The organism is Paraburkholderia domus, from assembly GCF_905220705.1.
GTDB lineage: Bacteria > Pseudomonadota > Gammaproteobacteria > Burkholderiales > Burkholderiaceae > Paraburkholderia > Paraburkholderia domus.
This window is the reverse complement of sequence record NZ_CAJNAT010000009.1, coordinates 165,921-180,223: the sequence shown is the minus strand read 5'-3', so window position 1 is coordinate 180,223 and position 14,303 is coordinate 165,921. Positions and strand designations below refer to the sequence as shown.

At 59.2% G+C, this 14,303-nt stretch carries 12 protein-coding genes and 1 pseudogene; 2 read left to right on the top strand and 11 right to left on the bottom strand.

The genetic code is table 11. The features are described 5' to 3' along the window. Nucleotides 1-42: 42 nt before the first annotated feature. From moaA to KHO31_RS18335, 7 genes are all read right to left on the bottom strand, one after another. Nucleotides 43-1,146 (bottom strand): GTP 3',8-cyclase MoaA, encoded by a 1,104-nt coding sequence (gene moaA, locus KHO31_RS18365; protein ID WP_201139337.1) that lies wholly within the window; start codon nt 1,144-1,146, stop codon nt 43-45. 242 nt (nt 1,147-1,388) lie between these two features. Further along, nucleotides 1,389-2,300, bottom strand: coding sequence for a bestrophin family protein (locus KHO31_RS18360; protein ID WP_201072498.1), 912 nt, complete (start codon nt 2,298-2,300; stop codon nt 1,389-1,391). Between the two features lie 38 nt (nt 2,301-2,338). Next, nucleotides 2,339-3,346, bottom strand: a complete 1,008-nt coding sequence (gene cydB / locus KHO31_RS18355) for a cytochrome d ubiquinol oxidase subunit II (protein ID WP_201072496.1) — start codon at nt 3,344-3,346, stop codon at nt 2,339-2,341. Nucleotides 3,347-3,350: 4 nt separating this feature from the next. Further along, entirely contained in the window at nt 3,351-4,739 is a 1,389-nt protein-coding gene (locus KHO31_RS18350; protein ID WP_201072494.1) for a cytochrome ubiquinol oxidase subunit I, read from the bottom strand. Nucleotides 4,740-5,001: 262 nt separating this feature from the next. Then, the gene (locus KHO31_RS18345) at nt 5,002-7,284 is read right to left on the bottom strand and encodes an FdhF/YdeP family oxidoreductase (RefSeq protein ID WP_201072492.1); all 2,283 of its coding nucleotides are present in this window, start codon (nt 7,282-7,284) and stop codon (nt 5,002-5,004) included. Nucleotides 7,285-7,531: 247 nt separating this feature from the next. Further along, entirely contained in the window at nt 7,532-10,327 is a 2,796-nt protein-coding gene (locus tag KHO31_RS18340; RefSeq protein WP_201072490.1) for an ATP-dependent Clp protease ATP-binding subunit, read from the bottom strand. 418 nt (nt 10,328-10,745) lie between these two features. Next, nucleotides 10,746-11,126 (bottom strand): TraR/DksA family transcriptional regulator, encoded by a 381-nt coding sequence (locus KHO31_RS18335; RefSeq protein ID WP_211623868.1) that lies wholly within the window; start codon nt 11,124-11,126, stop codon nt 10,746-10,748. 113 nt (nt 11,127-11,239) lie between these two features. Here KHO31_RS18335 and KHO31_RS39340 point away from each other — a divergent pair. Next, nucleotides 11,240-11,341, top strand: a pseudogene (locus KHO31_RS39340) (TOBE domain-containing protein); the annotation flags it as partial. Between the two features lie 63 nt (nt 11,342-11,404). Here KHO31_RS39340 and KHO31_RS18330 read toward each other — a convergent pair. Together KHO31_RS18330 and KHO31_RS18325 are read right to left on the bottom strand one after the other, a co-directional pair. After that, entirely contained in the window at nt 11,405-11,602 is a 198-nt protein-coding gene (locus KHO31_RS18330) for a hypothetical protein (protein ID WP_201072486.1), read from the bottom strand. Between the two features lie 28 nt (nt 11,603-11,630). Then, nucleotides 11,631-11,924: a hypothetical protein gene (locus KHO31_RS18325; RefSeq protein ID WP_236071301.1), complete on the bottom strand. Its 294-nt coding sequence runs from the start codon at nt 11,922-11,924 to the stop codon at nt 11,631-11,633. A gap of 211 nt (nt 11,925-12,135) precedes the next feature. Between KHO31_RS18325 and KHO31_RS18320 the strand changes: the two genes are divergently transcribed. After that, entirely contained in the window at nt 12,136-12,450 is a 315-nt protein-coding gene (locus KHO31_RS18320; RefSeq protein ID WP_201072484.1) for a DUF6566 family protein, read from the top strand. Nucleotides 12,451-12,536: 86 nt separating this feature from the next. On the opposite strand, the gene KHO31_RS18315 is transcribed toward KHO31_RS18320, so the two are convergent. Beyond that, a complete protein-coding gene (locus KHO31_RS18315; protein ID WP_236071299.1) occupies nt 12,537-12,896 on the bottom strand; it encodes a host attachment protein in 360 nt (119 codons plus the stop codon). A 358-nt stretch (nt 12,897-13,254) separates the two neighbouring features. Continuing rightward, nucleotides 13,255-14,262 carry a rhamnose ABC transporter substrate-binding protein gene (rhaS, locus tag KHO31_RS18310; RefSeq protein ID WP_201072482.1) on the bottom strand — a complete coding sequence of 336 codons (1,008 nt, stop codon included), beginning with the start codon at nt 14,260-14,262 and terminating at the stop codon, nt 13,255-13,257. Nucleotides 14,263-14,303: the final 41 nt, after the last annotated feature.

The window sequence follows — 14,303 nt, the reverse complement described above, 5'->3', positions numbered from 1 at the left end:
GGCACGCTGGTCTGAGTCTGCTTCGCGAGGGCTGGCGAGGCGTCAACCGCCGACCAGCGACATGCGGACTGTCGGATAGACTTTCCCGGGTCCCGTCCTGCGCTGGGTCGAGCGAAGCTCGGAATAGCGGTCGTCGCGCTGGATCCACCGGCTGCGGACGGCCACTGCCAACTGCTCGACCGAGGCGGTATCGGTGAGCCAGGGCCTGAGGTCCGTGCCCTGGGTGGCAAAAAGGCACGAATACAATTGACCGTCAGCCGATACGCGAGCGCGCGAACACGATCCGCAGAAGGGTTGCGATACGCTCGCGATGAATCCGACTTCGCCTGTGCCGTCGGCATGGCGATAGTTGACGGCAGTGCCCGTCTTCTCACGAACGACGACAGCCACCAGAGGGAACGCCGATTCGACGATGTCGCGCGTCTCGCGAGCCGTGATCACCTTCGTATTCGACCAGCCGGCCGCGCCGCCAACGTCCATATACTCGATGAAACGCACGGCCACGCCGGTGCCCTTGAACAGCCGCACGAGCGGCAGAATCTGGCTGTCGTTGACGCCTCGCTCGATCACGCTGTTGACCTTGATCGGCGCGAGTCCCACTGCACGCGCGGTCTCGATCCCGTCCAGTATCCGCGACACGGGCATGTCGATGTCGCTCATCCGGCGGAATACAGCGTCATCCACTGCGTCAAGGCTCACCGTCACGCGGCCGAGGCCGGCGTCGCGCAGCGAGCGCGCCCTCGCAGCGAGCAAGGAGCCGTTTGTTGTCAGCGCGAGCTCCATCGGTTTGCCGCTTTCGGTGGTCAGTTTCGCGAGCTGTTCGATCAGGGATTCGAGCCCGCGCCGCAGCAGCGGCTCGCCGCCGGTGATGCGTATCTTCTCCACCCCGAGCAGCGCGAACGCTTTCGCGAGCTTAAGGATCTGTTCGAACGAGAGGCGTTCCGAAGACGGCAGGAACCGGTAGTCTGTGCCGAAGGTGTCCCGCGGCATGCAGTAAGTACAGCGGAAATTGCATTGATCGATGACGGACAGACGTAAATCCCGCAGTGGGCGGTTGAGCTTGTCGAGCGTGGACGTGACACCGCCGGCGGATCCGCTATCGCGGGATGCCGTATCGGCGAGTATAGAGTGGTCGATGATGTTCACGATCTATCCGTAAATGGACGGCGTGCGGCGGGATACAGAGCGACGGCAGTCATTTATTCTGATCGGAAGAGCCGACGATCTGTGCACGACCTTCTCGCAGGATAGTGCGTCGGCCCTGCGTATGGGACGCACAGTCTGCACGGATTTCCAGGGGTACAGTTCGATGCGTCGTCTCCGGTGCGACGGCGAGGCAGACGCGCGTACCACTGGGCAGACTGACCGGATGCGTCAAAAAACGCACCCTAAGTCAGTTGGTACGAGCGCACCGGTACGACCTCGGCGGGAAGTTCACATCCGCATAGTTCGAGAACCGACCGTTCGATGTTGCGGGTCATGGCGTCAAGCGCTAGCGCATTCGGTGCGAGACTAAACGGCTCGGCGACTTCGCTGGCAATCGCTTCGAGCGCAATCAGCGTATACGAAATGAAAACACAAAGAAGCGGCGTAAAGAATTCCGTTGAATCGACAAGACCGAACGGCAACAACACGCAATAGGCATAGACGGTACGGTGAAGCAGCACACTGTAGGCAAACGGAATGGGCGTGGATGCGATCCGCTCACATCCTCCTACAGTCCGTCCCAGCTCGTTGATCTGCGCGTCGACCATCCAGAGCTTCGTATCCGACATCAATCCCCGAACGTGCAGATCGGCGAAGTCACGACGAATGTCATTGAGCAACGCCGTCGGTTTGTAGCAGGTGTGCTGCAATGCCTCGGTTCGCGTACGTCCAAGAAAGCGCAGGAGATCAGGAGTCGGGTCGGTTCCGCGCAACTGGTGCTTCAGCGCATACACGGTCGCAATCAGTGTATGCGCCATATGAACGTTGTGATCGCCTCGTGGCACGTAACACAGCATTTGCGACGTCAGCGCGCGCGCCGAGATCAGGATGCTGCCCCAGAGATGACGCGCCTCATTGAACCGCTCGTAACTTGCGTTATTGCGGAACGCAAGGAAGATCGCAAGCGCGAGGCCGAATAACGTGAACGGCGCGGTATTAAGTGGGATTTTCTCGCCGAAGATGCGCCCTTGCGTCAGGACAGCAACACTGCTGACGATCGCCATGAACACCAGCTGCGGAATAATCGACTGCAACACGGACCCGTTCCAGATAAACAGCAGCCGGAACCAGTTTTCCCCTGGTCTTACTATCATGATGTGCTCTTTTTGGTAGTCTGATTGCGCCGTCACCCTCAGTGGTAGCCGGCGTCCCCTTCCCGCACCTTGCCGCGGAAAACGCGATACTGCATCACGTTGTAGACGAGGATGATCGGCAACACAATCACCGTGCCAACCAGTGCGAACAACTGGCTCGAGTGGCTCGACGAGGCTTCCCAGATCGTCAGGGACGGCGGAACGATGTTCGGCCAGATGCTGATGAGCAAGCCGCTGTAGCCGAGAAAGCACAGCGCGAGCGCGAGAAGGAACGGTGTTGCTTCGTGCTTCAGCCGAATCGAACGGAACACGCCCCATACACAGGCGACGACAAGAATCGGCACCGGCAGGAACCAGCCGAGATTGCCGCTCCCGAACCAGCGAAACGCCACCGCCGGCAAGCCGATCACGGTCCAGAGACTCACGATGACCATCACCCCGAGCAGGATGCTCACGAGCGGCCGCATCACCTCGCGTATCTTGCGCTGCAGTTCACCATCGGTCTTCAGGATGAGCCAGCCGCAGCCGAGCGTCGCATACGTGCAGAGCACACCGATTCCGCAGAACAGGCTAAACGGCGAGAGCCAGTCGAACGGGCCGCCGGCGAAACGACCATCGACGATCTTGATGCCTTGCAGCAGCGAGCCCAGCACGATGCCCTGGCAGAGCCCCGCGAGCGCGGAACCGCCAATGAAGGCGAGATCCCACGCATGCTGGGTCCTCACGGCCTTGGCACGCAGTTCGAAGGCTGCCCCGCGGAAGATCAGGCCCACGACCATCAGGATCAGCGGCAGATAGTTCGCCGGCAGCAGCGTCGAATAGACCACGGGGAACGCCCCGTAAAGCCCGGCGCCGCCGAGCACGAGGAACGTCTCGTTACCGTCCCAGACCGGCGCGATGGTATTGAGCATCACTTGCCGATCGCCTTTCTCCTCGAAGAACGGAAACAGCAGACCGATGCCGAGATCGAACCCGTCCAGCATCACGTAGATGAAAACGCCGAGTCCGATGATAGCGGCCCACACGACAGGGAGATCGATTTGCATGGTGTCACTCTCCTTCCAGCGCGTCGAGCGGGCGATTGCGCAGCACCGGATACCTGCGCGACTTGCCGCTGTCGATATGCTCCTCCGGTCCGCGCTTCATCATTTTCATCATGTAGTAGAACCCCATGCCGAACACCAGGAAATACACCAGTACAAAGATCAGCAGCGAAACGCCGACTTGCTGCGAACTGACCGGCGAGACGGAGTCCACTGTACGGAAGACACCGTAGACCGTCCACGGTTGGCGGCCGACCTCCGTCGTTATCCACCCGGCCAGAAGTGCCACAATTCCGGAAGGTCCCATGCACAGCACGAGGACCTGGTACCAGCGCGTCTCGTAGAGGCGGCCGCGCAGTCTGAGCAGCAAACCGAGCAGCGCCGTCAAAAGCATCAACATGCCCAGACCCGCCATGATCCGGAAGGTCCAGAATATGATCGGCGAGTACGGGCGGTCCTGCGGCGGAAACTCTTTAAGCCCGCGGATCTCTCCGTTCCAGCTATGAGTCAGGATCAGGCTGCCCAGGTGCGGTATCTGGATCGTGTAGCGCGTCACTTCCGCATCCATGTCAGGCAGGCCGACCAGATTGAGCGCCGTACCGCCCTTCTCGGTTTCCCACAGCCCTTCGATCGCAGCGATCTTGGCCGGCTGATATTCGCGTGTGTTGAGGCCGTGCGCATCGCCCACCACAATCTGGATCGGCGCGAGGAAAAGCAGAATCCAGAGCGCCATGGAAAAACTACGCGTGACAGGTTTGTCGCGCCGGCCATGCAATAGATGCCACGCACCGCAGGCGGCGACGATGAAGCCCGCGACAATGAACGCGGCGATGGTCATATGCGCGAGGCGAAACGGGAACGACGGGTTGAAAATCACTTTCATCCAGTCGACCGGTACGATCCGACCGTTCTCGACGGCGAATCCTTGCGGCGTCTGCATGAAGCTATTCGACGCGAGAATCCAGAATGTGGAAATGAGCGTGCCCACCGCCACCATGAGCGTGGCGAAGAAGTGTGCGCGTGGACTGACACGCTCCCAGCCGAACAACATGACGCCGAGAAAGCCGGCCTCGAGAAAGAACGCCGTCAGCACTTCATAGGTCAGGAGCGGCCCCGTAATGTTGCCGGCAAAGCTGGAAAATCCACTCCAGTTGGTGCCGAACTCGTAGGCCATCACCACACCCGATACCACCCCCATTCCGAAGCCGACCGCGAAAATCTTCGACCAGAACAGAAACATGTCCTTGTAGGCAACGTCGCCGGTGAGCAACCAGCGCCATTCCAGCACGGCGAGGAAACTCGCCATGCCGATACTGATCGCGGGGAAAATAATATGAAACGAAACCGTGAACGCAAACTGCAACCTGGCAAGGTGGAATGCATCGAAAATTTCCATGATTGATCAATGGCTCCAGGTGAAAACAGCATCTGCGTCAAGACGGACGCCATGTGGCGACGGAACAACTGCGCGGCTCATCGATCGCGATAAGGCAAGTTCTACTGATAAGCAGACGAAGCGGAATCGCACGCATGCGACGAGAATGTGGACAGGCGGAAACCACCGGGTGCCGCTGCCAGAACAGCGTTCACGCCCGGTATCCTGCGGGTCGATCAACTGGACGCGCACATCCGGTTGATCGGCCCGTCATCGCTTCAAGTCAAGCTTCTGCCGAGCGCACAACATGCACAGGAACAGACTTGTACGAAGGCGTGCCGCTCTCTTTGTCAATGAAGTCGAGTGGCACCAGCACGTTGGCTTCCGGATAATAGGCCGCCACCGAACCCGGCGCGATGTTGTAAGCGATAGCCGTGATCTTCTTCAGGCGAAGCTGTCTGCCCGGCAAGATGGTTTCAATGTCGACCAGATCACCATGTTCGAGTCCGCGTTGGGCAAGATCGTCTTCGTTCATAAACAGCACGTCACGCCGGCCGAACACGCCCCGGTAACGATCGTCGAGCGCATAGATCGTGGTGTTGTACTGGTCGTGGCTGCGGATCGTGATGAGGCGCAGGACATTTTCAGCGCCGAGAACATCTGCGTCTTCCTTCACACCACCGTACACCGAGAACATCGCTTTGCCCGACGGTGTGGGCCACACGCGTTCCGTCGGGGGAAGCGGCATACGGAATCCCCCCGGCACTCTGATTCGTTCATTGAATGCCTCGAATCCCGGCACGGTTTGCTCGATCAGGTCCCGAATCTTGTCGTAGTCGGCAACCAGGTCCGACCATGCCACCTTGCTGTTCGGCAACGCTGCTTTCGCGATACCGGCGATGATCGCCGGTTCGGATAGCAGGTGCTCGGACGCAGGCGTCAGCTTGCCCGAAGAAGCGTGGACCATCGACATGGAATCCTCGACCGTAATGGATTGCCGGCCGGTCGCCTGGATATCCAGTTCCGTGCGGCCCACAACAGGCAGCACATATGTTTCTTTTGCCACTAACAGATGCGAGCGATTGAGCTTGGTACCGAGATGGACGCTCAGATCGAGCTTGCCCATTGCGGGAAAGGACTGATCGGAATCGGGTAATGCAACAGCGAAATTTCCGCCGAGGCAAATCAGGGCCTTGGCCGTGCCGGCGATCATTGCCTGCATCGCCTGGACCGCGTCGTGCCCGTGCGCAGCGGGCGGCGTGAAGCCGAATACATCTTCGATCTGCTTGAGGAAGGTGGCGGACGGCTTTTCGGTGATACCGACCGTGCGGTTTCCCTGCACGTTGGAATGTCCGCGCAAAGGACAGATGCCAGCACCGGGTTTGCCGATGTTGCCGCGCAATAACAACAGGTCAGCAATCAGACGGACATTGGCGGTGCCTTTGTTATGCTGGGTAACGCCCATGCCGTAGGTGACGATCGTCGCATTCGATTTTGCGTAGGCAACGGCAACTTCATCGAGATCTTCACGGGTGAGTCCGCTTGCCTTTTCAATATCCTCCCATGACGTCGCTTCCAGATCGGCGGCAAACGCGTCGAAACCCTGAGTATGCGTCGCGATAAACTCGTGGTCCAGGACAGTGTTGCCCTGTTCTGCATCCATCTGCAGGAGCGCTTTCATGATGCCCTTGAGCGCGGCCGCGTCTCCACCAGCGTCGAGCTGAAAATAGGTCGACGCGATCCGGGTCGATCCGAAAGTCGCCATTTCAATAACGCTCTGCGGATCGGCGAAGCGCTCAAGCGCGCGCTCGCGCAGCGGATTGAACACAATGATCGGAACGTTGCGCCGCGAGCATTCGTGGAGTGTGCCCATCATCCGCGGGTGATTGGTCCCGGGATTGTGGCCGATCGAGAGGATGAGTTCGGTCTTGTCGAAATCATCCAGCGATACCGTGCCTTTGCCGATCCCGATCGACTGGGGCAAGCCAACGCTGGTCGGCTCGTGGCACATGTTCGAACAATCAGGGAAATTGTTCGTCCCATACTCTCGTGCGAGCAATTGAAAGAGATAGGCGGCCTCGTTCGACGCCCGGCCTGACGTATAGAACTCGGCTTCGTCCGGAGAAGACAGTCCTCGAAGTACTTCACCGATGCGAGCGAATGCGTTCTCCCACTCGACAGCCAGAAACTTGTCCGTGGCGCGGTCGTAAACGAGGGGATGCGTCAACCGGCCGAGATCTTCCAGTTCGAAATCCGTGCGTTGCAGCAGCGCTGACACCGTGTTGTTTGCGAAAAATTCCGGCGTCACCCGCTTGGTCGTTGCTTCCCACGTAACCGCTTTTGCGCCGTTCTCGCAGAACTGGAACGTAGACTTGTGCTCCTTGTCCGGCCAGGCACAACCCGGACAATCGAAGCCGTCAGGCTGATTGGTCCGCATCAAGGTGATCGGCGCCTCGATGCTTTCCATCTGGGTGCGGACGGCTTGCGCTGTCGCTCGAAGCGCCCCCCACCCTCCAGCGGGTGCGTCATACGGCCGGATTCCTGGAACTTCGCGTCGCGTGGTCATATGAGACTCCATGCATAGCCTTAGGATCCCTTAAGGCTTTCTTGTGTTGAGTTACGCCGCATCACGGCATAAGGCCTGGATACGGGTTCAGTCTAGTTGGGTTGCTGCGCCGCGAAGGGTACAGATTGACCGGTGGCGGGCATGCACAGTACATGTGCAGTGACATCGCCGCCCGTCCAGACAAGGCTGGGAGCCCGTACACCGTCTGCGGTGACGCGGCGGCGTCTCCCAGCCTGTGGCAGAGACATCACTCCTTCGAGGCGGCGCTTTCAGTTGGCTCGGGGTTGGCGACCTCTTTGGACGGCTTTTTCTTCGCACGCCCGTTAGCCCCCTTCCCGTCCGCCGCCTTAGGTGCAGGAGGCGGCGTCTCGCTCTTGCTGAACTTCACTTCGCCGCTTTCCTTGTCGTAACTGACATCGACCGTGTCGCCCGACTTCAGGACGTCGCCGAGCATCTCCTTCGCAAGACGCGTTTCCAGTTCCTGGCGAATCTGGCGCTTCAACTCACGCGCACCGAACTCCGGCCGATAGCCGGCCTCGGCAAGGTGATCAATGACCGATTCGTCGATTTTGAGGGTAATGTCCTGCGCAGCGGCGGTGCGCACGACCCGTTCGAGCTGGATCTGCACGATCGAGCGGATATTGTCGCGCGAGAGCCCATGGAAGACGATGATCTCGTCGATCCGGTTCAGGAATTCGGGCCGGAAGTGTCCCTTGAGCACGCCCATCAATTCCTCTCGGATCGCTTTCTCACCCTCGCGATCCGCCTCGGGTTTCTCGAGGTTGTCCATGATGATCGATGCGCCGAGGTTGCTCGTCGCAATGATGATCGTGTTACTGAAGTCCACGACCCGGCCCTTGCCGTCGGTCAGCCGCCCGTCGTCGAACACCTGCAGCAGCACGTTATACACGTCGGGGTGCGCCTTCTCGATCTCGTCAAGCAGGATCACGCAGTAAGGGCGCCGCCGGACGCGCTCGGTCAGTTGCCCGCCCTCGTCATAACCAACGTAGCCCGGAGGGGCCCCGATCAACCGTGCGACCGCGTGACGCTCCATGTACTCGGACATGTCGATACGAACGACCGCCTGCTCGTCGCCGAACACGGTTTCTGCCAGCGCCTTCGCGAGTTCGGTCTTGCCGACACCGGTCGGTCCGAGGAACAGGAACGTCGCGATAGGCCGGTTCGCCTGGCCGAGGCCCGCACGTGACAGGCGCACGGCATCGCTCACGGCAATCACCGCGTCATCCTGGCCGATCACGCGCTCGCGCAGCTTCTTCTCCATCTCCAGAAGCTTCCGGCGCTCTTCCTGCGTAAGCTCCGTGACCGGAATGCCGGTGAGACGCGACAGCACTTCGGCGATCGACTCCACGGTCACTTCGAGCGTTTCCGAGCCGGTCTTGCGCTGCCATGTCTCCATCTGTTCGTCGAGTTTCTCCTGCTTTTCGCCGATCCGTGCCTCGAAAGCTTTCGCCTCATCGAAGCGCTTGCGCGACGACGCATAATCCTGCTCGCGCTTGAGTTGGGCGATCTCGGCTTCGAGCTCCAGGATGGCCGCCGGACGCGAGGTCGCGCCGATGCGCACGCGTGCCGCCGCCTGGTCAATCAGGTCAATGGCCTTGTCGGGCAAAAAACGCGACGTAATGTAACGATCCGACAGTTCGGCGGCGGCAACAAACGCATCGTCGGCGAAGGTCACCTGGTGGTGCGCCTCGAGCTTGTCGCGAAGGCCACGCAGGATGACGATGGTCTGCTCGACCGTCGGTTCCGGCACCAACACCGGCTGGAAACGCCGCTCGAGCGCCGCATCTTTTTCGATGTACTTCTGATATTCGTTGAGAGTCGTCGCGCCGATCAGACTGAGCTCGCCACGGGCAAGCGCGGGTTTGAGCACGTTCGCGATATCGAGACCGCCTTCACCCCCGCCTTGTCCCGCGCCGACGATTGTGTGCAGTTCGTCGATGAACAGGATCAGTTCGTCCTTCTTGGCCGTGACTTCATCGATCAACTGCTTGGCACGTTCTTCGAATTCGCCGCGATACTTCGCGCCTGCCACCATCGAGTTGATGTTCACTTCGACGAGCCGCTTGCCGCGTAGCACTTCAGGCACGTCGCCATTGACGATGCGCTGGGCCAGCCCTTCAACGATCGCGGTCTTGCCGACACCCGGCTCGCCGATCAGCACAGGATTGTTCTTCTTGCGCCGCGCGAGCACTTCGATCGTGCTCTCGATTTCCTGCGCGCGACCCAGCACGGGGTCAAGCTTGCCCTCACGCGCCATGGCCGTGAGATCGCGTCCGAACTTGTCAAGGTTGGGCGTGCCGGTTGGCGTGTCGACACGGCCGTCCTCCGCGCCTTTACCCACGACTTTCACCACCTTCTGCCGCAACGCTTCCGGCGTCACGCCATATTTCTTCAGCAGCGTGCCTGCAATGCTGTCCGGCACCGCCGCAAGTCCGATCAGCAGATGTTCCGGGCCAACATAAGAGTGCCCCAGGTCGCGCGACGCCTGGAACGCAAATTGGAACGCCTTTTTCAAACGAGGCGAGACGGTCATCTTGTCCATCGGCGCGTCGGGATCGGCGGTTCCCTTTTGCGCATGCTGATCGATATACCCCTTGATGTCCTCTGGCGAGAGCTTGAGCTCCTTCAGCAGTGCCGCGCACACGTCGGTGTCCGCGAGCACGTACAGCAGGTGTTCGGTGTCGAGTTCGCTGCGGCCAAGCTCGTGGGCCTTCTCCGCGGCGCGCTGCAGCAATTCGAGCGTCTGCTCACTGAAAGCATCGGTCGCATCGACCGATTCGCGCGGCACCTCGGCGGCGTACCCAGCATCTTCGTCTTCGGCCCCATCCTCCATGCCGCCGAAGAAGCGCGACAGACCGCTTCCCCCGAGCAGTGAATCGAATGGGTTGAGCATGCTTTGGTGACGCATTAATTGACGGTAGTCGTAGTCGCAGATCGAGATGGATTTCCGTTCGCCGTTTTGCACAACGGTTACACGGGCGACAGCGGGACGGGCGTTACAGATTTCGCAGAGGGCGGGCATCGAGAGTCACCTTTTTCGGTTAAAACGTGCGGCTAGTTCAAAGGTTATAGGACGCGTCCAGGTGAATTGCGAACACTCCAGACCTGCCATCCACGGTCTGTTTGTTTTGTTCAATAAGCGGAGAACCGTGATAGCGATGGCGCATCAAGCGCGGCATCTTGCGAGGTTTTTACCCTGTCCGTTTTCAACGAACGCTGTCTGAAGAATGCGGATCGATTACCACGTCGGCTTCAGTATGATTAGCATAACGAACCCCTGAATCCGCACTTGGATTCTAAGAGTGGCTCGTAGATAAGGGAATATTGGTTTTTCCGATGATAGGCATTGGCGGCATCTGCCCAAGGCGTCTCAGCGCGACAATCTGGATCTTTGACATGCGCGCCGCCCAGCGAGGTCGCACACTGGGCGCGCTACGCGATCATTTGCCGGCCTCGCGGCGACTCTGCTCTTCAACAGTCAGGATAGCCTCCGGAGTCACTTCGAGCCGGGCTTTCGGTATCGGCTCACCACTTTCATCCGAGAGACCGTAGGTACCCTCGTCGATCTTCTGCAGCGCCCGCCCGATATCGCTGATGCGCTGATCGTTCACGTCGTGCAGTGCCTGATTGACCTCATTCTGTGCCATGCCTTGCGCTACGTCCTCGAACTCTTCGGCCTCGTCGCCACGCTGCTCCTGGGCCGCCCGCTCGTCCGCGATCGTATTCTCCTCTCCACCCAGGAGTTGCTGGCGTAATGACATGAGGCGCTTGCGCTGCTGCGCAATGAAATCGTCACTCAACTTGACTGGCTGCTCCGGCATGATTCTCTCCCTCGTCATGGCCGACATGTGATTCGCGCCGAATGACGACCATACGACAAGGCGCATTCATCCACCCTAAGGCTAGGATAGTACTAATTTGTAGAGATCGAAGTGCTATCTCGGCCAACGATAGCGTTGAACGCCTTGCGCTCGCGGCCGGAAAATCCGCCACCGCAATTTTCAAAGCCTCGAGCGTGATCGTCGGGGTCGAATGACAGCAGTGAATCGATGCGCGGCCGTTCAGGAACAGCGCGCGCGACTCGCTATGGCATCAACGCTCACGCACCCAACTCCTGAAATGCGTGACCATTGGTCTCGAGCCCCTTCAGGATGTCCGGTGTCAGCTCGCTCTGCCACACATGTCCATCGAATTGCCACTCACTTGTGTCAACGAGGTCCGGAAGACCCGCGCCCTGACGCACATACAGTCCGAGTGTCGGTTTCTTCAGGTTGATGTAGAAATCGAATTCCTGCATGGAGCACCTCATGCGAGAGTCGGCAGAGTCAACTATCGTCGACGTTGTCCGCGTAGTGGTCGATAGCGACCTTACACTCGTCCACAACGACCTGAAGGAACGCGGGTTCATTTCTTTCAACCCATCGTTCCACATGGAGAAAGCGTTCCGTTCCAAGATCGGCGATGCGCTCCGCATCTGAGGTCGTGACATCGACTGTGGCGATCCCCCGGCTACCCTGCAGCGGTGAAATCGTTGCGGCAATCAGAAACCGCCGGTATGAAAGTTCATTCTGTGCCATAAAACCTCCCGCCAACCGAAAAGTTTGAGCCTCAAGATTCATTTTGTACTCGAAGTCTATGAGCAAGTCATACCTAGGGGAACATGGGTTTCTCCGATGTTAGATATTGGTGAAATACGTCTGCCGGTTTGCCATATAACCTCAATATCCACGTGCCGGACTGCCGGGGTTACGGCATGATGACGCTGGAGAGAAGCGCGCATGCTGCATTGCGAGCGGATATCAATCATTGAACGCTGCAAAGGAGAGAACGATGCCAGCACGCACTGTTTCTTACGGCGAATTCGAGATCGCTGTGCACCCTGAGCGTAACCAGCTCGGCGCCTGGATCGCCAGTGTGAGTGTGAGTCACGGCGCCCGAACCATCATTGATGTTCGCCCCAAAACCGTTCAACCCGAGTGGCTAACCGAAGAAGAAGCGGCAAGAGATGGGGTCGAATGGGGGCGACGGTTCATCGATCAGGAGTTCAACACGCCGGAGTCTCGCTCCTGGGTTGCCGAGCGGTCTCATGCGGAACGCTGGTTCCGTGATGCCGAAGAATCGGGTGGCTCGGAAACCAGCGCATAAGTAGCGCACAGGCCCTGCCAGGTCACGATCCGCGGCAAGGCCGAATTCACTCTATGTGAATGCTATATGACACCAAAGACAGCTGATCAGTGTCGCCGCAGGCGTGCCTCAATTTCCCGGGTATTGAGCGTCGACAGATCCTCGCTCACTTGCTCGAATATCATTCGGCGGGTTTCCTCGCTGAGATCGGCTTTGACCATGCCGAGAAATTTTGGCTCGATGGCGAGTCTCAGACGATTGTAGAGTTGATGGAGCCGGCCGGCCTCCAGATATTCGGCAACGCGCTTTGCGAATTTCTCGCGGTCCTTTTCCGTGAGCATCGTGCCCGTATACTCGGTGTTGATGAGAGATTCTTTCTCATGCAAGTCGATCGTCAGTCCTGGCGTCTGGAAAAAACGCGCGCGACCTCCGTCAGCCACAACAAGCCACGTCATTCCGATCATCATGCACCTCTAAGCAGGGATTAGTCTCCGTGTACGGCATCCGTTCTGACTGCTCGCCGTCGCCCTCGCCGAAAACCGAAACCATCAAAGTCCGGTAATGATTACTCGCTGTTCGAACTGCTATCACCCAAGATAGCAGTTCGGACCCACTACGCCCACGGGCGATTCACCGATTCAAAGTATAGGTCTTAAAGTTGGCGCAGAAGCCTCCTGCGTACATCCGCAGCGGCTTCCGGCTCGATCGTCCGGCACGCATATCCCGTACCAAACAGAGTGCCAGGTTGAGTACGGTGGCCGCAAATTGCCTGACGCCGCGCACCTTGCGCGACGGCGCCCGGCGCAGCGGCGCCCCGCTCGCTGGTTAGAAGTTGAAGTTGTCGATATTGCTCGCATCGAACGTGGTCGGCGGTCCGAGAATGATTTCGCCTTGCGGCCCGATCGTGCGCTTACCGAGCTTGCCGGCGTCAAACGATTCGCCCTCCTTGCCGCTGATCGTTCCCGAGGCCAGCGCCGCTGCCGCATAAGCCGCGAGGTATCCAAGCTGATTCGGGTCCCAAAGCTGGAACGCCTTCACCGTCCCGTTCTTCACGAACGCACGCATCTGGTTCGGTGTGCCCAAGCCGGTCACCTGCACCTTACCCTTGCTCGACGATGACGAGATATAACGCGCCGCCGCTGCAATGCCCACCGTGGTCGGCGCAACGATCGCCTTCAGATTCGGATACGCCTGCAGCAAACCTTGCGTTTCGACGAACGACTTCTGGTCGTCATCGTTGCCGTATGCGATCTTCACGAGCTTGATCTTCGAGTACTCGGGCTTCTTCAACTCCTCCTGCATCCACTTGATCCACGTATTCTGATTGGTCGCGTTAGGCGTAGCCGACAGCACCGCGAACTCGCCCTCCCCGCCCATCAGCTTCGCCACCAGTTGAATCTGACCTCGGCCGATGCCTTCCGCATTCGCCTGATTCACGAACAATTGACGTCCTTCAGGCGCGGTGTCCGAGTCGAAGGTCACGACCTTGATGCCTTGCGACATCGCTTTCTTCAAATATGGCACGACCGCGTTCGCGTCGTTCGCCGCGATCACGATCGCGTCCTGGCGCTGCGTAATCAACGTGTTGATGTATTGCACTTGCGACGAGGCGCCCGCATCCGACGGCCCCACTACCTTGCCCACGCCGTTGAATTCCTTGATCGCGGCCATGCCGCCGTCGTCGGCAATCACTTCATAGGGGTTGTTGATCTGCTTCGGCACGAAGGCAATCTTCAGACCGCTTTTCAGGCCCGCCGCGGACGCGGCACAACTGATCGCAACCAGAGCAATGCACAGCGCAGTCTTGCCGGTGTGACGTAGGGGATTGAACATGAGGCGTCTCCTGCTTTGTTGTTGGACGAAAGGCTGTCCGG